At 64.0% G+C, this 23,140-nt stretch carries 23 protein-coding genes; 15 read left to right on the forward strand and 8 right to left on the reverse strand.

The genetic code is table 11. The features are described from left to right. The first annotated feature begins 288 nt into the window (after nucleotides 1–288). On the forward strand, nucleotides 289–1,986 hold the full coding sequence (locus U1R88_RS25130) for a vWA domain-containing protein (RefSeq protein ID WP_322433712.1): 1,698 nt from the start codon (nucleotides 289–291) through the stop codon (nucleotides 1,984–1,986). Nucleotides 1,987–2,083: 97 nt separating this feature from the next. Here U1R88_RS25130 and U1R88_RS25135 read toward each other — a convergent pair whose 3' ends face one another. Both U1R88_RS25135 and U1R88_RS25140 read right to left on the reverse strand, forming a co-directional pair. After that, a complete protein-coding gene (locus U1R88_RS25135) occupies nucleotides 2,084–2,353 on the reverse strand; it encodes a hypothetical protein (RefSeq protein ID WP_322433713.1) in 270 nt (89 codons plus the stop codon). Between the two features lie 189 nt (nucleotides 2,354–2,542). Next, complete coding sequence (locus tag U1R88_RS25140; protein ID WP_322433714.1) at nucleotides 2,543–2,878, reverse strand: GIY-YIG nuclease family protein; 336 nt, start codon at nucleotides 2,876–2,878, stop codon at nucleotides 2,543–2,545. 204 nt (nucleotides 2,879–3,082) lie between these two features. Between U1R88_RS25140 and U1R88_RS25145 the strand changes: the two genes are divergently transcribed. Together U1R88_RS25145 and U1R88_RS25150 are read left to right on the forward strand one after the other, a co-directional pair. Continuing rightward, entirely contained in the window at nucleotides 3,083–3,508 is a 426-nt protein-coding gene (locus U1R88_RS25145; RefSeq protein WP_322433715.1) for a DUF1330 domain-containing protein, read from the forward strand. A 74-nt stretch (nucleotides 3,509–3,582) separates the two neighbouring features. Further along, nucleotides 3,583–4,929 (forward strand): MATE family efflux transporter, encoded by a 1,347-nt coding sequence (locus U1R88_RS25150; RefSeq protein WP_322433716.1) that lies wholly within the window; start codon nucleotides 3,583–3,585, stop codon nucleotides 4,927–4,929. 11 nt (nucleotides 4,930–4,940) lie between these two features. Here U1R88_RS25150 and U1R88_RS25155 read toward each other — a convergent pair whose 3' ends face one another. Together U1R88_RS25155 and U1R88_RS25160 are read right to left on the reverse strand one after the other, a co-directional pair. Beyond that, complete coding sequence (locus U1R88_RS25155) at nucleotides 4,941–5,885, reverse strand: alpha/beta hydrolase fold domain-containing protein (RefSeq protein ID WP_322433717.1); 945 nt, start codon at nucleotides 5,883–5,885, stop codon at nucleotides 4,941–4,943. Nucleotides 5,886–5,919: 34 nt separating this feature from the next. Then, entirely contained in the window at nucleotides 5,920–6,177 is a 258-nt protein-coding gene (locus U1R88_RS25160; protein WP_322433718.1) for a hypothetical protein, read from the reverse strand. A 219-nt stretch (nucleotides 6,178–6,396) separates the two neighbouring features. Here U1R88_RS25160 and U1R88_RS25165 point away from each other — a divergent pair, with 219 nt between their 5' ends. Then, on the forward strand, nucleotides 6,397–7,983 hold the full coding sequence (locus tag U1R88_RS25165) for a gamma-glutamyltransferase family protein (RefSeq protein WP_322433719.1): 1,587 nt from the start codon (nucleotides 6,397–6,399) through the stop codon (nucleotides 7,981–7,983). Nucleotides 7,984–8,108: 125 nt separating this feature from the next. Then, nucleotides 8,109–8,813: a DUF1045 domain-containing protein gene (locus tag U1R88_RS25170; RefSeq protein WP_322433720.1), complete on the forward strand. Its 705-nt coding sequence runs from the start codon at nucleotides 8,109–8,111 to the stop codon at nucleotides 8,811–8,813. Between the two features lie 25 nt (nucleotides 8,814–8,838). Here U1R88_RS25170 and U1R88_RS25175 read toward each other — a convergent pair whose 3' ends face one another. Then, complete coding sequence (locus U1R88_RS25175) at nucleotides 8,839–9,213, reverse strand: winged helix-turn-helix transcriptional regulator (RefSeq protein ID WP_322433721.1); 375 nt, start codon at nucleotides 9,211–9,213, stop codon at nucleotides 8,839–8,841. Between the two features lie 103 nt (nucleotides 9,214–9,316). Here U1R88_RS25175 and U1R88_RS25180 point away from each other — a divergent pair, with 103 nt between their 5' ends. The 6 genes from U1R88_RS25180 (at nucleotide 9,317) to ribB (ending at nucleotide 14,588) form a co-directional block, all read left to right on the forward strand. Continuing rightward, nucleotides 9,317–10,330, forward strand: a complete 1,014-nt coding sequence (locus U1R88_RS25180; protein WP_322433722.1) for a zinc-binding alcohol dehydrogenase family protein — start codon at nucleotides 9,317–9,319, stop codon at nucleotides 10,328–10,330. Nucleotides 10,331–10,650: 320 nt separating this feature from the next. Next, nucleotides 10,651–11,298, forward strand: a complete 648-nt coding sequence (locus U1R88_RS25185; RefSeq protein ID WP_322433723.1) for a DUF1007 family protein — start codon at nucleotides 10,651–10,653, stop codon at nucleotides 11,296–11,298. Further along, complete coding sequence (locus U1R88_RS25190) at nucleotides 11,295–12,275, forward strand: nickel/cobalt transporter (protein WP_322433724.1); 981 nt, start codon at nucleotides 11,295–11,297, stop codon at nucleotides 12,273–12,275. The genes U1R88_RS25185 and U1R88_RS25190 overlap by 4 nt, the downstream gene beginning before the upstream one ends. Nucleotides 12,276–12,419: 144 nt before the next feature. Then, on the forward strand, nucleotides 12,420–12,866 hold the full coding sequence (locus tag U1R88_RS25195; protein WP_311942305.1) for a sigma factor-like helix-turn-helix DNA-binding protein: 447 nt from the start codon (nucleotides 12,420–12,422) through the stop codon (nucleotides 12,864–12,866). Continuing rightward, nucleotides 12,863–13,213 carry an anti-sigma factor family protein gene (locus U1R88_RS25200; RefSeq protein WP_068284619.1) on the forward strand — a complete coding sequence of 117 codons (351 nt, stop codon included), beginning with the start codon at nucleotides 12,863–12,865 and terminating at the stop codon, nucleotides 13,211–13,213. The genes U1R88_RS25195 and U1R88_RS25200 overlap by 4 nt, the downstream gene beginning before the upstream one ends. A 79-nt stretch (nucleotides 13,214–13,292) precedes the next feature. Then, the gene (gene ribB / locus U1R88_RS25205) at nucleotides 13,293–14,588 is read left to right on the forward strand and encodes a 3,4-dihydroxy-2-butanone-4-phosphate synthase (RefSeq protein WP_068284621.1); all 1,296 of its coding nucleotides are present in this window, start codon (nucleotides 13,293–13,295) and stop codon (nucleotides 14,586–14,588) included. Nucleotides 14,589–14,603: 15 nt separating this feature from the next. Here ribB and U1R88_RS25210 read toward each other — a convergent pair whose 3' ends face one another. Beyond that, entirely contained in the window at nucleotides 14,604–15,077 is a 474-nt protein-coding gene (locus U1R88_RS25210) for an Lrp/AsnC family transcriptional regulator (protein ID WP_068284623.1), read from the reverse strand. Between the two features lie 160 nt (nucleotides 15,078–15,237). On the opposite strand from U1R88_RS25210, the gene ald reads away from it, so the two are divergent. Further along, nucleotides 15,238–16,350, forward strand: coding sequence for an alanine dehydrogenase (ald, locus tag U1R88_RS25215; protein WP_322433725.1), 1,113 nt, complete (start codon nucleotides 15,238–15,240; stop codon nucleotides 16,348–16,350). A 67-nt stretch (nucleotides 16,351–16,417) separates the two neighbouring features. On the opposite strand, the gene U1R88_RS25220 is transcribed toward ald, so the two are convergent. Both U1R88_RS25220 and U1R88_RS25225 read right to left on the reverse strand, forming a co-directional pair. Further along, nucleotides 16,418–17,521, reverse strand: coding sequence for a sulfotransferase domain-containing protein (locus U1R88_RS25220; protein ID WP_336624885.1), 1,104 nt, complete (start codon nucleotides 17,519–17,521; stop codon nucleotides 16,418–16,420). A 542-nt stretch (nucleotides 17,522–18,063) separates the two neighbouring features. Next, nucleotides 18,064–19,035, reverse strand: a complete 972-nt coding sequence (locus tag U1R88_RS25225) for an L-threonylcarbamoyladenylate synthase (RefSeq protein WP_322433727.1) — start codon at nucleotides 19,033–19,035, stop codon at nucleotides 18,064–18,066. A 107-nt stretch (nucleotides 19,036–19,142) separates the two neighbouring features. On the opposite strand from U1R88_RS25225, the gene U1R88_RS25230 reads away from it, so the two are divergent. From U1R88_RS25230 to U1R88_RS25240, 3 genes are all read left to right on the forward strand, one after another. Continuing rightward, a complete protein-coding gene (locus tag U1R88_RS25230) occupies nucleotides 19,143–20,909 on the forward strand; it encodes an acyl-CoA dehydrogenase family protein (RefSeq protein WP_322433728.1) in 1,767 nt (588 codons plus the stop codon). Between the two features lie 12 nt (nucleotides 20,910–20,921). Then, nucleotides 20,922–21,785: an SDR family oxidoreductase gene (locus U1R88_RS25235; protein WP_322433729.1), complete on the forward strand. Its 864-nt coding sequence runs from the start codon at nucleotides 20,922–20,924 to the stop codon at nucleotides 21,783–21,785. Nucleotides 21,786–22,109: 324 nt separating this feature from the next. Continuing rightward, complete coding sequence (locus U1R88_RS25240) at nucleotides 22,110–23,045, forward strand: histone deacetylase family protein (RefSeq protein WP_322433730.1); 936 nt, start codon at nucleotides 22,110–22,112, stop codon at nucleotides 23,043–23,045. The last annotated feature ends 95 nt before the right edge of the window (nucleotides 23,046–23,140 follow it).

Raw genomic sequence — 23,140 nt, forward strand, 5'->3', positions numbered from 1 at the left:
GGCCCCTTCGCGCTGTGCGTTTTCGCACATCGCTGTGGGGCGGTATCAGCATGCCGCCTGTCCAATCGTAGGGAGAAGGGCATTCAAGCGGAGCGCGGGAGGGTGGCGCCGTCAAGGCCGAATGAACACCATCACTCCGCGTCCTCCTATGCGAAAGCGCACAGAGGTAACGGACTGCAGCACATTCCGCAGTCATATCCGGGCATGCAACCTTCGCTTGTGTTCGAACCGGCGAACGGCGAGCATGGCCGGACGGGCGCCCGATCGGCAGATCCATTGGAGTTTTCCATGCAGAAAGGCTTTTGCTTCCTCCTTCTGGGCCTTCTCGGCCTGGTGGGCGCCTTCATGCCGATGGCTGAGAGCGCGAGGGCAGGAGAAGGAGCTCGCGTCATGCTGGTGCTCGACGCTTCGGGCTCGATGTGGGGCAAGGTAGGCGCCATCACCAAGATCGAGGCGGCCCGCCAAACCGTGGGCACCATCCTGAAAGGCTGGCCTTCGGAGGATCAGCTCGGCTTGATCGTCTATGGCCACCGCCGCAAGGGCGACTGCAAGGACATCGAGATGCTCAAAACGGTCGGGCCCGTCGAGGAGCAGGCCTTCATGGCCATGGTCGGCGGCCTGTCGCCCAAGGGCCGCACGCCGATGACCGATGCCGTGCGAGCCGCCGCCGAAGCGATGAAGGGACAGGAGGGCCGGTCGACCATCATCCTGGTCTCCGATGGCGTCGAGACCTGTAACGCCGACCCCTGCGAGGTTGCCGCCGCCTTGAAGAAGGCCGATATCGACCTCGTCGTCGATACCGTCGGCTTCGACATCAAGGATCCCGAAGCCAACCGGGAACTGCGCTGCATGGCGGAGGCGACCGGCGGCGTCGCCCTGCAGGCAGAGGATGCCGGCGAACTCACCAAGGCCATCCAACAGGCGGTGCACACGGCGCAAGGCAACCCGCCGCCTGCACCGGCTCCGCAACCCAAGGCCGAGCCGAAGGCGGACCCCAAGCCTGCCTGGAACCTGACCGGCTATGCCCGGTTGGCGGCCAGCGACGACCCGCTCACCGACAATGTACAGTGGGAACTCGCCCGCCCGGCGCCGGAAGGCGTGGCGTCTGAAACCGTGATGACGAGCTACAACGCCAACATCCATGAACAGGTCGCCCCGGGCGACTACATCCTGACCCTCACGGTGGGACAGGCCAGCGTGAAGGCTCCCATCACCATCAAGGCCGGCGAGATGAACCGCGTCGACATGGCGTTGGATGCCGGCCGCCTTGGGCTGCGCGCCAAGCGGACCGCGACCGAAACAGCCCTGGAAAACGCGACCTGGACCGTCAAGGCCAAGGGCAGCAGCGACGACCTGTTCACCGCCTACGATGCCGAGACGGCGGTCATCCTGCCGGCCGGCGAATACAGCGTCACCCTCAAGCTCGGCACCTCCATTCAATCCCGCGACGTCGAGGTCGCACCGGCCGAAACGGTCCCCGTCGAGATCATTGCCGGCGTGGGCAAGCTCAAAGGCAAAATTGTCTTCGTTTCCGGAGGCCCCGTTGCGAAAGATCCCCATGTGGAGATCCTCGCCGGCGCCACACCGGTCGACGGTGAGTCGTTCCTGGTCGATGCCTATGACGGCGAGCCTGTTTTCGACATTGCTGCCGGTACCTATCGCGTGCATGTTCAGATCGACGGGGTGGATCGCGTCTTCCCCCTGGAGATCAAGGCCGGCGAGACGGTCACGGCTTCTTTCCCCCTCGACGCAGGCCTTGCCGCCCTCGACGCGCCGGGCGCGGACTCGGTGCGCATCACCAGTCCCGAAACCGATATCTATGGCGAGGCGAAAGAAATCACCCGGCTCTACACGCTGCCGGCGAACTACGTCCTGCCTGCCGGCAAATACAAGATCAGTGCCTGGAAGGGCGATGTCAGCGTCGTCCAGGACATCGACATCAAGGCAGGCATACGCAATGAGGTGAAGCTGGCCCTGCCGCAATGATCGACTTCCGGGGCCGACTTCGCCCTCTTGCGGGACGAGGTCGACCATCGGCACCGCTGGAGCCTGCAGGCGCGCCCTGCCCCGAACGCGAAGCATGTCAGGGAAACACCAGATACCGTCTCTTGATGCCGCTGCGGGTGTCGGCCATCAGGAGATCGATGCTATCGACTTCGCCGTCGTGCCGAAGGCCGGCCACCACCGCGGTGACGGTCAAGCCCGGCCAGGCTCGCCGGACCGCCTGTCGAATCGCCTGCTCGACATCCAGTTCCATGCGTGTCGGATCGGGCATGCTCCAATCCTCGAAGACGAGCCCGAGTGTTCGCGCCAGCGTGATACGAAGCTGATCGTCGCTTGGAAGATCGGACATGCGAAAGGCCCCCGGTAACCGCAGTCCACATCATGCGCTGTTCAGGCAGCAAATGAGAAGCGCCACGTCGCTTGGACTGGCATGCGGGCTCGGAAGCGCGGCCCGACCGGCTGCGTCCCTTCAGGATCGCCAGACGCCCTGGGGGCAATTATCACAGGAAGAGGCGTCTTTCTCCAGAGAGAGGCGAAATCAAGCCGGCTTCGCCGCCAGTGCTGTAATCCAGTGATCGAGCCTTTCTTTCAGGACCCGTTCACGTACGAAGGCGACCTCCTCTTCCTCGAGTTCCTCAACGATCTCAAGGCTGAAGGCGCGCTCTCCATGTTTCTTCCAGGCGGACTGCAACGCCTGATTCAGGCTAACGCCCTGGCCCAGGGTGAACCAGAGCCGGTTGCGGATTTTTGAGAGGTCCGGCGCCCGGCCAACCCAGCACTCCCCCGTCTCCGCACAGCGGACGGCATAGATGCCGGCCGCAACCTTGCGCTTCTTGTAGGCGTCGACAACCGCCTTGCGATCTTCACGTTTCATGGGCGGCCTCCTTCGGCCAAACCGGAATGACATAGCGCTTCGGCGGACAGCCTTAAACGAGATCCGTGCACTCGGCAATATTACCCGGGTATATTGACATGGAAAATTTCACCCGGATATAAAGGGAGCCGTTTCATTCAGCCGGCTCGGCAGCGTACGCTCGCCTGCCCAGGCTGGACGCTTCCCGAATGCCGAGGAAAAATCATGCCGCCTTTTCTCTCCCCCACGCAGGAGGCGGGGCGAGCCTTCGTGACTCGGGGCTTTGCCGGCCCCGTCACCATGCTCAATCTCCTGCGTTTTCGTGAAATCGCCGACTATTCGGCCTCACCGGATCTCGCCCCTGCCGCTCCGATCAGCGGTGAGGAAGCCTTCCGGCGCTATGTCGTCCACACCCTGCCCTTCCTGTCCCGTAGTGGCGGCGAAGTTCAGTTTCTCGGGAGCGGCGGTGCCTTCCTGATCGGCCCCGAAACCGAACGCTGGGACCTGGTCATGCTGATCCGGCAGGCCTCGGTGCGGAGCTTCCTCGCTTTTGCCGACGACCGGGACTATCTCGCCGGGCTCGGGCACCGCACCGCCGCCCTGGCCGATTCACGCCTGTTGCCGCTGACGCAACTGCCGATTCCCGCCTGATTTTCACCCGTCGATTTCCCGCGCGCACCTGGCGCTCCGCCGCCCGGATTGCACCCGCTTGCCCGGTATCCGCCATGTCGTCGTCTCCCGCCTCCCGCCCCCTATGGCGTCTCTATCTCGGCATCCTCCTGCCGATGATGCTGACCAATGTCCTCCAGGCCGCCTCCGGCACGCTCGACGGCATCTGGATCGGCCAGTTGCTCGGCCTGCCGGCCATTGCCGCGGTATCAGCCTTCTTTCCGATCCTGTTCCTGGCGCTCTCGCTGGTGATCGGCCTGAGCAGCGGCGCCGCCGTGCTGATCGGCCAGGCTTGGGGGGCAGGCGATCGCCCGCGCGTTCGCCGCATCGCCGCCACAGCCACCGTGATGATGCTCGCCCTCAGCCTGCCGATCGCCCTGTTCGGCCACTTCGCTGTTCCCGGCCTGCTGCAGGCCCTCGGCACGCCCATGGCGATCCTGCCGGCGGCCATCGACTATGCGCGCCGGATGACAACGGGCTGTCCTGTGATCTTCCTGCTCTGGCTCGTAACTTCGATGAGCAGGGGTGTCGGCGATGCCGTCTCGCCGCTCTTCGTGCTCGTCCTCGCAACGGCACTGTCTCTCGCCGCCACGCCGGCCCTGATCGAGGGCTGGGCGGGACTGCCTCGTCTCGGTGTCGCAAGCGCCGCCGTCTCCACCATCGGGGCCTATGCATTGTCGCTGCTCTGTCTTGCCTGGCACTGGCGTCGTCGCCGGCATCCGCTGGCGCCATCGCTGTCCCCTGCCTTCGACGTCTCGTTCGTGCCGGCCATCCTGCGCATCGGCTTGCCGACGGCCGGCCAGATGATGAGCCTGGCAGTGGCGGAACTGGTGCTGCTTGGCCTGGTAAACCGGCACGGCATCGGCGCAACCGCCGGCTACAGCGCGATCAACCAGATCATGAGCTGGGTACAGTTCCCGGTGATGTCGCTGGGCATCACGGCGACGGTCCTGGCCTCCCACGCCATCGGCGCTGGCAGGCCAGGCGCCGTCGGGCCTATCCTGGCCACGGGGCTGCGTCTGAACCTGGTTACGACGGGCGCCTTCGTGACGGCCGCCTATCTGATTGCCCCGGGGGCCATCGGCCTGTTCATCACGGATACTGCCACGGCTCTTGCCGCGGTGGACCTGCTGCGCATCGTGCTGTGGAGCGTGGTGCTCGCCGGCTGGTCAGCGGTGCTGAGCGGGGTCATGCGGGCGGATGGTACGGTCCTGGTGCCGATGGGGCTGTTCGTGGCCGCTATCGCCCTGGTCGAGGTGCCGCTAGCCTGCCTGCTCGATGCGAAGCTCGGCCTGTCCGGTATCTGGATCGGCTATGCGGCCGGGTTCGCCGCGAATCTGTTGTTTCAGGCCTGCTATTACAGCCTAGTCTGGTCGAAGAGGCCGGTGCGGCTATTGACCTGAGGGGCCGGAAATCAGGCCGGATGGGCCATCTTGCCGTCCGGCCGGAAGTGCGCATTCAACAGATCGCCGATCTGCCTCCGCGCTTGTATGGCCTCCGGCAGCGGCAGCAGCATCCAGGCATGCACCATGCCGGCCTGCTCGAGGAGTTCGACGGGCTGTCCCGCCGCCTCCAGGCGCTGCACCAGCCTGTGGGCCTCGGGATTGAGGAGATCTGCCGTGCCGGTCATGATGGCGACCGGCGCCAGCCCCCGCATTTCGCCATAGAGCGGACTGATGCCGGGATCGTCCAGCGGCAGGTCACCGGCATAGAGGCGCGCCGCCGCCCGGGCTGCCTCCGGCGTGATCACGGGGTCATGCGGCCGATGGGCCAGCGTCGCCGGGTCGTCCATGGTGAGGTCGAGCCAAGGTGAGAGCAGGACGACTTGGCCAGGCTGGGGGTGACCGGCCGCGACCAGGGCCTGGGCCAGTGCGAGTGCCAGTCCGCCTCCGGCCGAATCACCCATCACCGCCACACGCTCCGGTGTAACGCGGGCGCATAGATCGGTGTAGTGCGCCAGCGCGCTCGCCAGCACGTCGCGGTGATCGTTTTCGGGAGCCAGAGGATAGAAAGGCACCGTGACGCTGCAACCGGTACGGCGGATCAGATCTTCGATGAAGCGCCAATGCAGGAAGCTGATCGCAAACGAGTAGGCGCCGCCATGCAAATAGAGCAGATGGAAGGGCGCTGTCCCGCCATCCCGGGGTCCGAGATGGAATACGCGGTCACCATGCACGATTTCCTGCCGGATCTCGCAGAGATTGCGCAAACGGGCGGACGGCAACGCGGGGTCGGTCCGACGGCTCAGGCGGATTAAGGCCTTCAGAACAGGCGGCCTCGCCCAGTCCTTGACCCTGAGCAGGCGAAACAGGCCGTAGAGCGAGCGCGCGGCGAGGCTGCTTTCGGCGGCTTCCGCCATCCTGCCGCCGGATGGCGGTTCAGGACCTTTCGCCTTAGGAGCCGGCGCCTTCACGCTTGAAGATCGGCTCGACCCGGCTGGCCTGCCTGAGGAAGACGAAAATGGCATAGAGGGCGATGAGGCCGAACACGCCTTGCAGGATGACCTCGGCCGTGGACCCAAGCTGGAAAAATCCCGCCAGCGCCCAGCCGGAAGCCCAGGCCGCACCGAGCAACTCGGTGCCGATCAGAATGGCAACCGAGCAAACGGTGATCAGGCTGGTCCAATTGATGGATCTGTCAGAGCTGGACAAAGGCGGCTTCCTGGCGGCTTCCGTGAACGTCGTCTCATGCCTCTATACCATCGCGCCGCGCTTTGCTACGCCCCTTGTGGAATGAAGCACGCTGGAGCGCATCGGCACTCCTGCGCTAACGCCTTGTTTTCAGGTGCCTTTGCGATTCCCGGCGGATCGCAGGGCGCGTGAGATGACAAATCGTCCATGTAAGTCTTCGCTTGGAAAGCCCCCTGCTCCATGGAAACCCCCGTTTTCGGTCACGCTGCCGTCGCCACGCCCCATCATCCGGCCAGCGAAACCGGCCAGCGCATCCTGATCCAGGGCGGCAACGCCATCGAGGCGATGATCGCCATGGCGGCCACCATCGCCGTCACCTATCCGCATGTGAATGGCATTGGCGGTGACGGCTTCTGGCTGGTGGCCGACAGGAGCCGCCGCGTCCGGACGATACAGGCCTGCGGCCCTGCCGGTAGCCGGGCCACGATCTCGGCTCTGCGCGATCTCGGCTATGACGAAGTGCCATCTCGCGGCGTCCTTTCCAGCCTGACCGTTCCCGGAGCAGTAGGCGGCTGGCAGATCGCTGCCGAGATGGCCAGGGCCTTCGGCGGCCGGCTGCCCATCGGCGTGTTGCTGGAAGACGCCATCCGTCATGCCCGCGACGGCATCGCCGTTTCGGCCTCGCAGGCCCGCGTCGAAGCGGCCGACATCGATGAACTCAGGGCCGTGCCGGGCTTCGCTGCCCATTTCATGCCATCCGGCGAAGTCCCCAAGGCCGGCGACCGCCTCCTTCAGCCGGCCCTCGCGGGTCTGCTGGAGCAGCTTGCCCATGCCGGGCTCGACGATTTCTATCGTGGCGACGCGGCCCGTGAGATCGCCGCCGATCTCGACCGCGCCGGCGCCCTCGTCACGCGGGAGGATTACCGGCGCTATGAAGCACGGCTGCGCGAGCCGCTGAGCCTCGCCCTGCCGGGGGTCACGCTCCATAGCCTGCCGCCGCCGTCGCAAGGCCTGTCCACCCTGATCATCCTCGGCCTCGCCGAACGCCTCGGCCTCAAACGGGCGGGCGGCTTCGAACACCTCCATGGCCTGATCGAGGCGGCCAAACGGGCGTCGGCCATCGGCGATCGCGAGATCACAGATCCTGCCGTAATGGGTGCAGATCCGGGTGCCTTCCTTACCCCTGCTTTCCTGGAGCGCGAAGCCGCTGCAATCTCGATGGCACGTGCCGCCCCTTCCCCGCTGCCGGGCGCCAAGGGCGACACCGTCTGGATGGGCGCGATCGACCAGGAAGGCCTTGCCGTCAGCTACATTCAATCGATCTATTGGGACTACGGCTCGGGCCTGGTCCTGCCGAAGACGGGTTTGCTGATGCAGAATCGTGGCCGGGCCTTTTCGCTCGACGCCCGCTCCCCCCGCGCTTTGGCCCCCGGGCGCCTGCCCTTCCACACCCTGGCCCCGGCCATGGCCCTGTTTGCCGACGGACGGGCGATGCCTTTCGGAACCATGGGCGGCGAGGCCCAGCCGCAGATCATGGCGCAATTGTTCTCGCGCTATCGCCTGGGCGAAGACCTCGCGACTGCCGTCGATGCTCCTCGTTTCGTCCTCGCTTCCGACGAGAAGACCGGGAAATCCGTACTTCAGCTGGAAGACAGATTCGACGAAAGCCTCCTCAACGCGCTCGACCGCGCCGGTCATCCCATCGACATCGGCCGGCCCTATGCAGACAGCTTCGGTCATGCCGGCGCGCTCGTCCGTCACATCAGGGACGGACGCATCGAGGCCGTGCACGACCCGCGTGCCGACGGCGGTGCACTTGGGCTCTAGTTCATCGAGCCGAAGTGGGACATTGGCCTTTTAATAAAAGGGCCTTGGAAACAACACATTACGGCATCGACCTTACCTCCGGGATCAAGTTCGATGCTGCAGAGCAGGTTTATGGACGTTTGAGAATGGCGACACGCTACGCGATCTATCATGTGCCCGCTGCAGATACCGCCCTCTGGCGCTTCGGCAGCGAAGTCCTGGGCTATGATGCCTTCACCGGCCGGGATGTGCCGCAGTGGCATCCTGCCCTTACCCCTGCTTCCGCCTGGCACGAGATGACCGCCGATCCCCGGCTCTATGGTTTTCATGCCACCTTGAAGGCCCCCTTCCGCGCTGCCGAGGGCGTGGACGAGGCGGCTCTTGCATCGGAGCTCGTCGCCTTCGCCAAGGCCCATCGGCCCGTCGATCTCGGCGCCTGGGTCATCCGGCCGATTCCCTCCTCGCGCGATGGCCGCGCCTTTCTCGCCATGGTGCCGGCAGAACCGCCGGCTGAGCTGGCCGTCATCGAGGCCAGTATCGTCAGGCATTTCGACAGGCTGCGCGCGCCGCTCACGCCCGCCGAAATCGCGCGCCGCAACCCGGACCGTCTGAGCGAGCGCCAGCGCAGCTACCTCCATGCCCACGGCTACCCGCATGTGCTCGAAGAATTCCGCTTCCACATGACGCTGTCGGGCGCCATCGAGAATGCCGCGGCCATCGGCGAATGCCTGGACGCTCGGGCCAAGGAGCTCGAGGTCGCTCGCCACCTTCGCATCGATCGCCTCGGCCTGTTTCGCCAAGAGAATGGTGGGCGTTTCCAGGTGATCGAGGTCGCCACACTCCAGGGCTGACGGAGGCGGCTTTCCCGCAATGGAATCAGGCCGCGTCCGCCCTCTCGGCGGCATGCGGCTTGCCATAAAGGTTGATATTTGCATCCCCCCAGGCTTTCAGCGCCAGCAGGACCGGCTCCATGCTGCGGCCCAGCGGAGAGAGGCTGTATTCCACCTTGGGTGGCACCTGCGCATAGACCTTGCGCTCGATCAGCGCATCCTCCTCCAGTTCACGCAACTGGTTGGTCAGCATGCGCGGCGTGACATTGGCGATATGGCGCCGGATCTCGCTGAAGCGTAGCGTGCCCGAGAGCAGATGGTACAGGATGATCGACTTCCATTTGCCGTCGATCAGGCCGATGGCGGCCTCGACCGAACAACCCGGCGTGCAATCGAACCGCGAATGGCGCGCTTTGGCCATGACAGTATCCTTTTTGATACTATAAGCGTTTTTTGTGCATATTGACGATGTTCGAGCATAGGCACAAGTTCCGCTCATAGCAATCAGCGACAAGGAACGAGCCATGAAAGCAATCGGATACAGGACACCCGGTGCCATCGACAGCGCGACGGCGCTCGAGGACGTCGAGCTGCCCCGGCCCAAGGCAACCGGCCGCGACATCCTGGTCGAGGTCGCGGCTATCTCCGTCAACCCGGTCGATACCAAGGTGCGCCGCAGGACTTCGCCTGAAGCAGGTGAGTGGAAGGTGCTGGGTTGGGACGCGGTCGGCAGGGTGGCCGAAATCGGCGAGGCGGTAACCGCCTTCAAGCCCGGCGACGAAGTGTTCTATGCCGGCTCGATCACCCGGCCCGGCGCCAACAGCCAGTTCCATCTGGTCGACGAGCGCATCGTGGGCCACAAACCCCAAAGCCTCTCGAATGCCGAGGCTGCGGCCCTGCCGCTGACGGCCATCACGGCCTGGGAGATGCTGTTCGACCGGCTCGACATTCGCCGCCCCGTGCCCGGAGCAGCCAATGCCATCGTGATCATCGGCGGCGCTGGCGGCGTTGGCTCGATTGCCATCCAGCTCGTCCGCGCGCTCACCGGCGTGACGGTCATTGCCACCGCCTCGCGCCCGGAGACGCAGGACTGGGTCCGCGAGTTGGGCGCCCATCACGTCGTCGATCACGGCAAGCCGATCGCCGAACAGATCGCAGCGCTCGGGATCGGAGCGCCCGCCTTCGTCTTTTCCACCACCGAGACCCACCGTCATCTCGACGAGATCGTCGAGCTGATCGCCCCCCAGGGCCGGTTCGGGCTCATCGACGACCCCGAGGCCTTGAGCATCATGGGCTTCAAGCGCAAGGCGGTCTCCATCCATTGGGAGCTGATGTTCACCCGGGCGATCTTCGAGACGCCGGACATGGACGAGCAAGGCAAGCTGCTGAACGAGGTAGCCACACTGATCGATGGAGGCAGGATCCGCACTACGCTCAGCCAAGTGCTGCGTCCGATCAATGCCGAAAATTTGAAACAGGCGCACGCTCTGATCGAAAGTGGGCGCGCCAAGGGCAAGATCGTGCTGGAGAGCTTCTGAGAAACGCGAGCGGCATGCGGGCGCGGAAACCCCGCGCCCGTGAAGAGTTCGGGACAACTCGGCCGCGTTGACAGGTTCCGAAGCCGGAAGCTGTTATCAAACAGCGCGCAATCCGGGACCAAACGCCGTAGCGTTTTGCGATGAGATGGAATCACGTTGAATTGCAAAGACGCGCCGAACCGACGAACTGGAGCAATAAAGGGTTCAAGCCTGAACGTGTTTTGCGCTAGGGAGCGCCATGCTTCCGCCCCACTCGGCGGGTTACAACCCTTCGGGTGGTGAATCGCTACAGCTACCGCCCTCTGCAAACCGGATCGTTCATGCGTTCGCTTCTTCTCGCCACCGTGCTGCTCGGCTGTCTCATTGGACGGGCTGCAGCCCATCCGCATGTCTTCGTCAATTCGGCCAGCGAGATCGTCTACGACGACAAGGGGCGGGTAACCGGTGTCAAGCAGCACTGGACCTTCGACGAGGCCTTCTCTTCCTATGCCACGCAGGGGCTGCAGCAGAACGCGAATGGTGGCTACACCCGCGAGGCTCTCGCTCCGCTGGCCCAGACCAATGTCGAGAACCTCAAGGATTTCGGCTATTTCACCTTTGCCAAGCTCGGCGGCAAGGAGCTTTTGTTCAAGGATCCGGTCGACCCTTATCTCGACTTCACCAACGGCGTCCTGACCCTGCATTTCTTCCTGCCCCTGTCCTCCCCGCAGACACAGGGGCAGAAGGCCCTGGCGATCCAGATCTACGACCCGACCTATTATGTCGCGTTTACCCTGGATGACGAGACGCCTGCCAAGCTCGACGGTTCCCCACAGGGTTGCGCACTCAACGTCATCAGGCCCAAGCCGCCGAGCGAAGACCAGAAGGCCGCCGCCCTGCAGCTCGACGAGGCCTATTTCAGCGCATTGGACCAGAACAAGGATTTCGGCGCCAAATTCGCCAACAACATCCAGGTGAACTGCCCGTGACAACGGGCACAGGCCGTATTTACAGGCGGGTCGCGCAGGCGGCACCGGCCGTGCTGGTCCTGCTGCTGCTGGCCGCCGGCGAGGCCTTCGCCCAGAAGAGCACGCCTTTCGGCATCAGCCGGCCGGAGCAATCGATCACAGGCCCCGCCAGTCCCTTCCTGGCCTGGATCCTCACCGAGACGGCGCGCTATTATCAACTGCTCGTTGATGCCTTGAAGGAATCCAAGCAGAACGGCACGGCCAGCCTGGCGCTGATCACCCTCAGCTTCGGCTATGGCGTCTTCCATGCTGCCGGCCCGGGCCACGGCAAGGCGGTGATTTCCTCCTATCTGTTCGCCAATGACGAGGCCGTCAAACGCGGCATCATGCTTTCCGGCGCCTTCGCCCTTGTGCAGGCGCTGTCCGCCATCGCCATGGTGTCGATGCTGGCGGCCATCCTCAACGTCACGGCCCAGACCATGGATGCCTCCACCCTGATGCTGGAGCGTCTCTCCAACTTCATGGTGATGGCCGTCGGCGCCTGGCTGTTCTGGCGCAAGGGCCGCGCTCTCTGGGGCCTGATCGCCGCTCGTTTCGGCTTGCCCGGCGCCAGTATCCATGTCCATGACGCCAATTGCGGTCATCTCGCCTTGCCGACCGACAGCGAAACCGCCAAGCGCAACAATATGCGGGCCATCCTCGCCGCGGGGCTGAGGCCGTGCACGGGCGCCATCATCGTGCTGGTATTCGCCTGGCGGCAGGGCATCTACGGCTCGGGCATCATCGCGACATTCGCCATGGGCCTGGGCACCGCCCTCACCATCGCCATCATCGCCACCGTCGCGGTGATGGCCAAGAGCCTCGCCGTCCGCCTTGCCGCCCCGCAGAGCTTTGCCGCTGCCATCACGGTGCGCACGCTCGAAATGGGCCTTGCCCTCATGGTCTTTGCGCTCGGGCTCATCCTGCTGGCCGGCGTGATAAATTTACCCTCTGCATAGGCTCTGCCATCGCCAAAATGCTTGGCCCCCAAAAAGCCGCGCAGTATGATGCGTCAAGGCGTGCCGAGACGTGCGCCCAGCACGAATTTCCGGCTCAATCCGCAGGGAGAAGCGGCCAGCCGGGGGCGGCCGGAGGATCGACCGATGGGCCAGCAGATAGAAGCCGTCGTCCAGCGCCTGAGGCGCTTTGCCCGGGCGCTCAGCCATGATTCCGATGGGGCGGATGCGCTGGTCCTGGAAATCCTGTCGGCACATGAAGGCAAGCGCCTCGACTATCCCCGCCTGCTCACGGCGCTGATCGCCCGCCGCCGCGACCTCGACGACCGGGAAAACCAGCTCAAGGCACAACGGCCGCCGATGAAGGCCGGCTGCTCCAGCCATCCCGACATCCTGCGCGCCTTCGATCGCCTGCCCCTGACCGATCGCGAGGTCCTGGCACTGATCATCATCGAAGGTCTGGATTATGAGACGGCAGCCGCCGTGCTGGCGGTGCGCGAAGAAGCCTTCATCGCCCGCCTCACCCGGGCCCGCGAGGCCTTTTCGCGCCAGGTGGACGGCCAGCGCCATGCCGTGCTGCGGATCGTGAAATGACCGAACCGACCCGTATTCCCGACCGGATCTTCAACGCCCTGGTCGATGGCCGGCTCTCCGCGCGGGTGGAGCGCGAAACGCGCGAGGCGCTGGAAACCGATCCCCAAGGCAACGAACGCGCCGCGACCTGGCAGCGCCAAAGCGAGGCCCTCCATGCAGCCCTCGCCCCCATCGCGCGCGAGCCCCTGCCTCTTTCGATGATGCTGAAATTGCGTCACGACAAGCCGGTTGCCTGGCATCGCGACAGCACGCTTTGGACTTATGTCGGCATTTTTGCCGCCGGCATCGCCGTCGGCCTGGCTTTCGACCTCGCTCTACCCACCTTGCGAGCCCTGATTGGCATCTGATATTTTCATTTTTCAGTAATACTGAAATTCATTCAACATTTCGGTTGAAATTAAAATTCTTCGTGCCTACCTTGGCACCATGAAACTCGACGCCTGGCTCAAACAGACCGCCACCCCCCGCAGCGCCTTCGCCAAGACGGTGGCGCTATCGCCTGCAAGCATTACCGCCCTGTGCAATGACGAGACGGCGTGGATTTCCCGCGAGACCGCCGCGCGCATTGCTGAAGCGACCGGAGGCAGCGTCACTCCCAATGATTTTCTGGGCCTTGCCCCGGTTCGAGACCCCCTCAAGGAGACTGTCGTGTCCCATCAGAAGATTCAGGCCGCCATCGAGGCCTTTGCCCGTGGCGAGATCGTGGTGGTGGTCGATGACGACGACCGCGAGAACGAAGGCGACCTGATCATCGCCGCAAGCCACCTCACCACCGAGAAGATGGCCTTCATCATCCGCCATTGCTGCGGCATCGTCTGCGCACCGCTGACGGTGGAAGAAGCCAGGCGCCTGCGCCTCGACCCGATGGTGTCACAGAACGACGCTCCGCTCGGCACGGCCTTCACCGTCACGGTCGACGTCAAGCATGGCCTCACCACCGGTATCTCGGCCGAGCAGCGCGCCAATACGGTCAGGGCACTCGCCAACTCCAACATGGGCGCCACGGATTTCGTGCGCCCCGGACACATCTTCCCGCTGATCTCGAAGGAAGGCGGCGTGCTGATGCGCTCCGGCCATACCGAGGCGGCTACCGATCTGTGCAAGCTCGCCGACCTGCCCCAGGTCGCCGCGATCTGCGAGCTCGCCAACGATGACGGCACCGTCAAGCGCGGCCCCGAAGTCGTGGCCTTCGCCGAAACCCATGGCCTTCATGTGGTGTCGATCGCCGATCTTATCGCCTTCCGCCAGGCTCGCGAAAAGCTGGTCGAGCGCGTGGCGACCTTTACCGTGGAAAGCGAGATCGGACCGCTCACGGCCTATGCCTACACCACGCCCTATGACGAGGTGCAGCAGCTCGCCTTCGTCTACGGCAAGATCGGCGATGGCGAGAACGTACCGACCCGCCTGCACCGCGCAGACGTGGTGACGGATGTGTTCGGCGGCGCCAAGACGCTCGGCAGCTCCCTCGCCAAGTTCAAGGAAGCTGGCCGGGGCGTGATCGTCTATCTGCGCGACGGCACTGCGGGCGTCCCCATGGTGACGCACGGCTCGGACCACGGTTCGGAGGCCGTGCGCAACGAACAGTGGCGCGAGGTCGGGCTCGGCGCCCAGATCTTGCGCGATCTCGACGTCTCCTCGATCAAGCTGCTCTCGACCAAACCGCGCACCTATATCGGGCTCTCGGGCTTCGGCATCGAGATCAAGGGCACCGAAACGGTCTGAAGACCGCCCCTCTCCTCACACCGGCAGCGCGGTCGTCTTCTTGACGCTGCGCAAAGCCAGTGTCGATTGCACGCGGACCACACCGGGAAGCTGGGTCAGAATCTCGGTGTGGATGCGCTCGAAATCAGCGGCATCGGCATAGGCGACCCGCACCATATAGTCGGCGGCACCGGCCAAGAGACAGCATTCCGTCACCTCGGGATGGCGCTGGATCGCCGCCTCGAAAGCATCGAGCGCACCGCGTCCCTGCTGGTCCAACGTGACGAGCACGAAGGCCACCCCCGGCAGGCCAGCTTCCTTCTCGTCGAGCAGCATGACATAGCGCGAGATCAGTCCACGCTCTTCAAGAAGCTTGACCCTTCTCAAGCAGGCGGAGGGCGAGAGGTTGACCTTCTCTGCCAGGTCGACATTGGTGAGGCGCCCATCGGCCTGCAACAGCCTGAGAATGGCACGGTCGCGGATATCGAGCGAGATCTCGGATCTTGGCATAAACAGCGATCATTGGATCAATTTGTCGCATACTATGCGACAGAACGCCCTGAACACCAGACTTTTCCGCGAGAAATTGCGCGATTTCCGCGCCAACATGCCTTTCTAACCTAAAGCCCGACGACAAGGGCTGGCTTCATCACCATACAAGGCGAAAACAATGCTGATCGGCGTCCCCAAGGAAATCAAGGACAATGAATTTCGCGTCGGCCTGATCCCATCTTCCGTTGCGGAACTGGTGCATCACGGCCACAAGGTCTGGGTGGAAACCAATGCCGGTATCGGCGCCGGCCTCTCGGACGCCGATTATATCGGCGCCGGTGCCGAGATCGTCGACAATCCCGACATCCTCTTCGCCAAGGCGGACATGATCGTCAAGGTGAAGGAACCGCTGGCGGTCGAACGCCGGAAGCTGCGCCAGGACCAGATCCTGTTCACCTATCTCCACCTGGCTCCCGATGCCGAACAGACGCATGACCTCGTCGCTTCCGGCGCCGTCTGCATTGCCTATGAGACGGTGACCTCGGCCACCGGCGCCCTGCCCCTGCTGACGCCGATGTCCGAAGTGGCCGGTCGCCTGGCACCGCAGGTCGGCGCCCACAGCCTGGAGAAGGCCCAGGGTGGACGCGGCATCCTGCTGGGCGGCGTTCCCGGCGTTCCGGCAGCCGAGGTCGTCATTCTCGGCGGCGGCGTCTCGGGCACGCATGCGGCGACCATCGCCGTCGGCATGGGTGCGAAAGTCACGGTGGTCGACCGCTCGGCCGAGGCTCTCAAGCGGCTTGCCGCCCAGTTCGGCACGTCGATCTCTACCGTCTTCTCGACCCGTTCGGCCATCGAGGAGCTGGTGAAACGCGCCGATCTCCTGATCGGCACCGTGCTGGTTCCGGGCGCGGCGGCTCCCAAGCTCGTCAGCCGCGACATGGTGCGCAGCATGAAGCCGGGCGCAGTGATCGTCGACGTGGCGATCGACCAGGGAGGCTGCATCGAGACCTCGAAGGCGACCACCCATTCAAACCCCACTTATGTGGTGGATGGTGTGGTGCATTACTGCGTCGCCAACATGCCAGGCGCGGTGGCGCGCACCTCGACCTTCGCGCTCAACAACGTCACCCTGCCCTTCGCGGTGGCGTTGGCCGACAAGGGCTGGAAGCAGGCGCTGCGCGACGATGCGCATCTGCGCAACGGCCTCAACGTCGTGGATGGCAAGATCACCTGCCGCCCGGTCGCAGAAGCGCATAATCTGGCTTATGTCAGCGCAGAAAGCATTCTGTAGGCCTGACCATGATGCGGACCGGGGGCATCGGCAGGGATGCCTCCGGAACTACCTTTTCAGGCCGAGGTCAGTGCGATGGCGCCGAAGCCGCCGCGTCGGTTGTCCTGAATGGTACCGGAACCGGCCTGACCTTGGTCCGCGTCAGGAGCTTGGCGGCAACGAAAACGCAGACGGCCGGCACGATGAGATCATCGAAGCGCCCTCCCAGCAGCGAATTCGGAATCAAATTATACAGGAAAGCATAGTAGAGAGCGGCGATGGCTAGTAATCCCGCCGCTACGAGCGGGTTGCGTCTCTTGCCGAGCAATCTCGCCTTGCGCCTGAAATAGCGCCTCGCCCGCATCGAGAAGGAAGGACGGGCCATCGGCCTGCCTGCGGCGGGAAGCGGCGATGTAACGGCAGCCTCCTCGGTCCCCGTAGCCAGGATGCGCTCCGCCTGTTTCTTCATCATCCGGACATAGGGGTCATCCTGAATTTCAGGATAGGCCGCTATCATGTCCATGATCATCTTGACGGTCTCCGGCTTGAGATCCATGCCGCGACCGGCCTTGCCGACATTGATGCGGCTGCCCTTGGACTTCGCAGCCTCCAGACCGGCGGCAATCTGCGCCGTACTTGCCGGTATGCCCGCAAACGTCAGCATCTCGCCTATTGCCTTGTCCGGATCGACGACGAAATCCTCATACATGAAGATCCGGGCCACTTTCGAGCTGCGCCAGCCCATATAGAAATTGATATACCAGGGCATCGCCAGCATGGCGATCATATGCTCGAGTTCGACTTGGTCCCGGTTTAAATGCTGCTTGTCGAGATAGAAGAAGGGATTGACCGGGCTCTCGCGATGCACATGATCCCGGATGCTGACTACGACATCGAAAAGGCTGCGGATCAGGACGATGATGGAGACATCGTAGTCGCTGCACAGTTCCTCGGTCCAGGTACTATGCTTGATGTGGTGCTGCGCGACATAATCGAGATTGGCGTTTTGGGCCAGGCAAATTTCACAAAGTTCCTGCTCGCGGCGTCCGTAACTTGGAATCAAATTGATTGAATTAAGGTTCACCGCGTTTGCTATGGCGCTGCTTATGAATGTCGAGGCCGATTTCGGCATGCAGGCCACAAGAACATGGTGCGACATCGCGTCTCCTTCACTCGAACAATTGATCTCCATGATCGGGTATTGTCTTTGCTACTCAGCGCCCCCCAGCAACTACCCAGCGTCACATCACAGGAAACATACTTTCCCGGTTGGTTCAACCTAGGGTTAGTCTCAGTTTTTCCACAGAGGCCGGCATTCGGCAGTCGCACGACAAGAGAACGCCGGCCCTCGTCCAACGTTCCACGCTCGGCAAACCATTCAATAGTTACGCGTCTTTCTGACCGCCCCGGCCAGCGTTGCAATATCTATCACTCTGGAATCATTACAAAAATGAATTTGGATGGATCACGTCGAGCCGGAGGCCACCAAGGTCGAACCAAGATGCAGGGACACGCTGTATTCGTTGTCGGTGCTCCGGCACCAACTGCCTAACCCACTCATCCGATCAACAAAAATTTATTCCTCGAGGACTGCACCTTCGCCTGCGGCGATCGGGAAGCAAGACAGCGAAGGGCGGAGTCACATAATCGGCGACATGAAACGGTGTTGTGACACCTCCATCCCGGTGACGCCAGCACATCCCGTTCAGCCAAGCGAGTCGCCGGCCAGTTGCCCTATCGTTCGGCGGCAGCGCGAGCGAGCCTGTCGCGTATCGCTTCTCCCAGTCCGTCGCCAGGAATGGGAGCGACGGCTATGGCATGAATGTCGGCCCGGTCGAGCATGCGCAGCATGCCGAACAAGTTGGCGGCAGCTTCGGTGAGGTCGCCGCTCGGACTGAGATTGGCAGCGATACGAGCCCGCCCATCCCCGCTTGGGCCAAAGCCGAGCCAGGCCTCGTCCGGTCCGGCTTGTTCGGCATCGAGCCTGACGTGGGCCCGAGGCGCATAATGGGATGCCAGCATGCCAGGTGCCACCGGCTCGTCGCCGGCGCCCTCGGGGCCTTCGGCCAGGGCAAAGCCGAGCACTTCCTCGATCATGTCCCGCGAGAGTCCGCCGGGACGCAGCATCGCCACGCGATCGCCGAGGCAGGACAGGATAGTCGATTCGACACCGACCTTGGTGGCGCCGCCATCCACGATGGCATCGATGCGGCCATCGAGATCGGCGGCGACATGGGTTGCCGTCGTGGCACTGACATGGCCGGAGCGATTGGCCGAAGGTGCGGCGACGGGACGGCCGACCGCCTCGAGCACGGCATGAGCCACGGGGTGGTCGGGTACCCGCAGGGCCACGCTGTCGAGCCCGGCGGTGGCGATCTCGCTGACCGTACAGGTCGACGCCTTCGGCACCACCAGAGTCAACGGCCCCGGCCAGAAGGCCCGGGCCAGGCGCTCGGCCGCAGGCGAGAAGACGCCTTGGCCACGGGCGAGTTCGAAAGAAGCGAGATGGGCGATCAACGGATTGAAGCGCGGACGGCCCTTGGCCTCGTAGATGCCGGCGACCGCCCGTCCGTTGGTGGCATCGGCGCCCAGGCCATAGACCGTCTCGGTGGGAAAGGAGACCAGCCCGCCCTGCGCCAGGATATGTCCCGCCGTCTCCAGAGAGGATGGATCGGCCCCGAGATGCAGAGTGTTTCGATGTGTCATCCGGGCCTGCCGTCCGCTCTTTTGTTGATCGATGCGTGATGCGCCATTGCCCGTAGCCACGCATTCCGTCAAGTTCGAAGGTGCGCAATGGAGTTCAAGAACCAACAATGACCTATCAAGCGCCTATCGCCGACATTGCCTTCTCGCTTCGTCACGTCGCTGATGTCGATGCGCTGCAGAGCGAGGGATTGTTCCCCGACGCAACGCCGGATCTCGTCGACACCATCCTGGAGGAAGCCGGCCATTTCGCGACCGATCGCATTGCTCCGCTCAATCGCGAGGGCGACCGGGTCGGCGCACGGCTCGAACAGCAGGGCGTGGTGACCGCTCCCGGTTGGCGCGAGGCCTATGCCGACTGGAGCGGCGGAGGCTGGAATGGCTTGGCGGGACCGGTGGAATTCGGCGGCCAGGGCCTGCCCCTGCTGCTCAACGCCGCTTGCTTGGAAATGTGGAACTCGGCCTCGATGGCCTTCGGCATCGGCCCCGTGCTCACCATGGGCGCAGTCGAGGCCCTCGCCGCCCATGCCACGCCGGAATTGCGCGCAACCTATCTCGCCAAGCTGGTCAGCGGCGAGTGGACGGGTACGATGAACTTGACCGAGCCGCAGGCCGGCTCCGACCTCGCCGCCCTGCGCAGCCGCGCCGAGCGACGCGACGACGGCAGCTATCGCATCTTCGGGCAGAAGATCTTCATCACCTATGGCGATCATGACCTGACCCCCAACATCGTGCATCTGGTGCTTGCTCGGCTTCCCGACGCGCCTGCAGGCACGCGCGGCATCTCGTTGTTCCTGGTGCCGAAATATCTGCCAGATGCCGAGGGCAATCCGGGCCGCCGCAACGATGCCTTCTGCTCGGGGCTCGAGCACAAGCTCGGCATTCACGGCTCGCCGACCTGCGTGATGGTGTTCGGCGACGAGGGCGGCGCTGTCGGCTATCTCGTCGGCGAGGAGCACAAGGGCCTCGCCTGCATGTTCACCATGATGAACAATGCCCGGCTCGCCGTCGGCCTGCAGGGGGTTGCCATCGCCGAACGCGCCTATCAGCACGCCCTCGCCTATGCCAGGGAGCGCCGGCAGGGCAAGAGCCCGCTCTGGCAGAATGGCGGCATGAGCCCGATCATCGAACATCCCGACATCAGGCGTATGCTGCTGGAGATGCGGGCCAAGACCGTGGCCGCCCGCGGCATCTCTTACCTTCTTGCCGCAGCGATCGACCGTTCCCATCACGAAAGCGAAGTCGACAGGCGTAGACAAGCCTCCAACCGTGCCGCCTTGCTGACGCCGGTGGCCAAGGCCTTCTCGACCGATATCGGCAACGAGGTCGCCTCCCTCGGCGTCCAGGTCCATGGCGGCATGGGCTATATCGAGGAGACCGGCGCCGCCCAGCATTTCCGCGATGCCCGCATCGCCGCGATCTATGAGGGCACCAACGGCATCCAGGCGATCGATCTCGTCACCCGCAAGCTGCCGCTCGAAGGGGGCGCCGTCGTCGGCAGCTTCATCGCTGAGTTGCGGGAGACCGTCGCGGCTGTCGCGGCCAGCGAGCGCCTCGCCTCTCTCGCACCTCTGCTGGGACGTGCCATCGACGCGCTGGAGCGCGCCACCGCCTATATGCTGGCGCCGCGCGAGCGGCCCGAGGACGTCCTCGCCGGCGCCACACCCTATCTGCGCGTCTCCGCCATCGCCGCCGGTGGGGCCGTGGTGGCGAAAGAAGCGCTGGCGGCGGCTGCCATCGATCCGCGCGACCCGGCCAATCGGCTGCGCATCGACACCGCGCATTTCTACGCCACGCAGATTTCGCCGCAGGCCGAGGGGCTCGCGGAAAGCGCGGTTAGCGGCTACGTTGCCGCCGGACTCGAAACCGTTCTCTGACAGGACTCCTGAATGTCGCTTGCCAACAAAACCCTGTTCATCACTGGCGCCTCGCGTGGCATCGGGCTCGCCATCGCGCTGAAGGCGGCCAGGGATGGCGCCAACATCGCCGTTGCGGCCAAGACCGAAACCCCCCACCCCAAGCTGGAAGGCACCATCTATACGGCCGCCGAAGAGATCGAGAAGGCAGGCGGCAAGGCCCTGCCGCTGGTGGTGGACGTGCGTGACGAGGACAGCGTCAAGGAGGCTTTCGCCAAGACAGCGGCGCAGTTCGGCGGCATCGACATCGTGGTCAACAACGCCTCGGCCATCCAGATGACCAAGGCCGCCGACACCGAGATGAAGCGCTACGATCTGATGAACCAGATCAATGCGCGCGGTACCTTCCTGGTCTCGAAGACGGCCCTGCCCTATCTCGAAAAGGCCGAGCAACCGCATATCCTGATGCTGTCGCCACCTCTCGACATGAAGGAGAAGTGGTTCGCGCCCCATACCGCCTACTCGATCGCCAAATACGGCATGAGCTTGGTGGTGCTTGGCCTTGCCGGCGAGACGCGCGGCCGCATCGGCGTCAACGCCTTGTGGCCCCGCACCACCATCGCCACGGCCGCGATCAAGAACATCCTCGGCGGTGACGCCCTGATGCGCCGCTCGCGCAAGCCGGACATCCTGGCCGATGCCGCCTATCGCATCTTCCACAAGCCGGTCAGCTTCACCGGCAACTTCCTGATCGACGACACCTTCCTCTATGGCGAGGGCGTCACCGATTTCGAAGCCTACCGCGCGGTCCCGGGCGAAACCCTGGCGCCCGACTTCTTCGTGCCCGACGATTCCGTACCGCCCCCCGGCGTGGTCATCGGGGAGGCCATGCACTAAAGCATCGCGCCGAAAAGTGGGTACCGGTTTTCGGCAAAAAAGATGCGACAACAAGGAATTACCGCATCGAGCCTGATTCAGAAATCAGGTTCGATGCTGTAGAACAAAGCGCAGTCGCGCGTGCGCGCCTATTTGGTCAAGAGCAAAGCGCGTTTAGACGAAAACGCTTGTTTGCTCTAACTCTTTGGTTCGACGCGTCTTTGCGATTCTTGGTGATTCCACCAAATCGCAAAACGCTCTAGTCCTTCATTTCGACGCGTCCTTGTGGTTCTTGCCGATTTCGGCACATCGCAAGACGCCATAGGTCGCAGGGAGATATCCGGCATGACGACGCTGTTGGTCACGCACCCGGCCTATGCCCGCCACGAGACGCCGCGAGGCCATCCCGAGCGGGTCGACCGTATCCTCGCGGTGGAAGCGGTGCTGGCCACGCCCCTGTTCGATGGGCTGGAGCGCGTCCAGGCGCCGGAGGCCTCGATCGAGATGATCGAGGCCTGCCATCCGCGCGCCTATATCGACACCTTGCAGCGCCTGAGCCCGCATGACGATGAGGGGTTGGCACAGCTCGACGGCGACACCTCGATGTCATCGGGCAGCTTCGAGGCAGCGCTGCGCGGTGCCGGCGGCGCGACGCTGGCGGTTGACCATGTCATGACCGGCAAGGCCAGGAACGCCTTCAGCGCCTCGCGCCCGCCCGGCCACCATGCCGAGCCGCAACGGGCGATGGGCTTTTGCCTGTTCAACAATGTCGCAATCGCCGCGCGCCACGCCCAGAAGACTCATGGTGCCGAGCGGGTGGCGATCCTCGATTTCGACGTGCATCACGGCAACGGCACCCAGGCGATCTTCTGGAACGACCCCAGCGTACTCTATGCCTCCACCCACCAGATGCCGCTCTATCCTGGCACCGGCGCCCCCGGCGAAACCGGCGAGGCCGGCACCATCGTCAATGCCCCGCTCAGGCCCGGCCAGGGCGGCAGCGAATTCCGCGAAGCCATGCAGAGCTTGATCCTGCCGCGCATGCAGGAATTCGCTCCGGATCTCATCCTGATTTCGGCCGGCTTCGATGCCCATGAACGCGATCCGCTCGGCGGGCTCAATTTCGTCGAGGAGGATTATGCCTGGGCGACCTCGGTACTGATCGATCTCGCGGCCAGGACGGCAGGCGGGCGCATCGTCTCCGTGCTCGAAGGCGGCTATGATCTGACCGCCCTCGCCCGCTCCAGCGCCGTGCATGTCGCCACCTTGATGCAGGCGTAGGAATTATCGCGGATATGTACTCTGTCATACCAGAGTGCGGAAAGAATGATCCGTCATTGCGAGCGAAGCGAAGCAATCCAGGAGCTTGAAGGCAT

The sequence above is a fragment of the Labrys sedimenti genome (assembly GCF_034424805.1).
In the GTDB taxonomy this organism is placed as follows: domain Bacteria; phylum Pseudomonadota; class Alphaproteobacteria; order Rhizobiales; family Labraceae; genus Labrys; species Labrys sedimenti.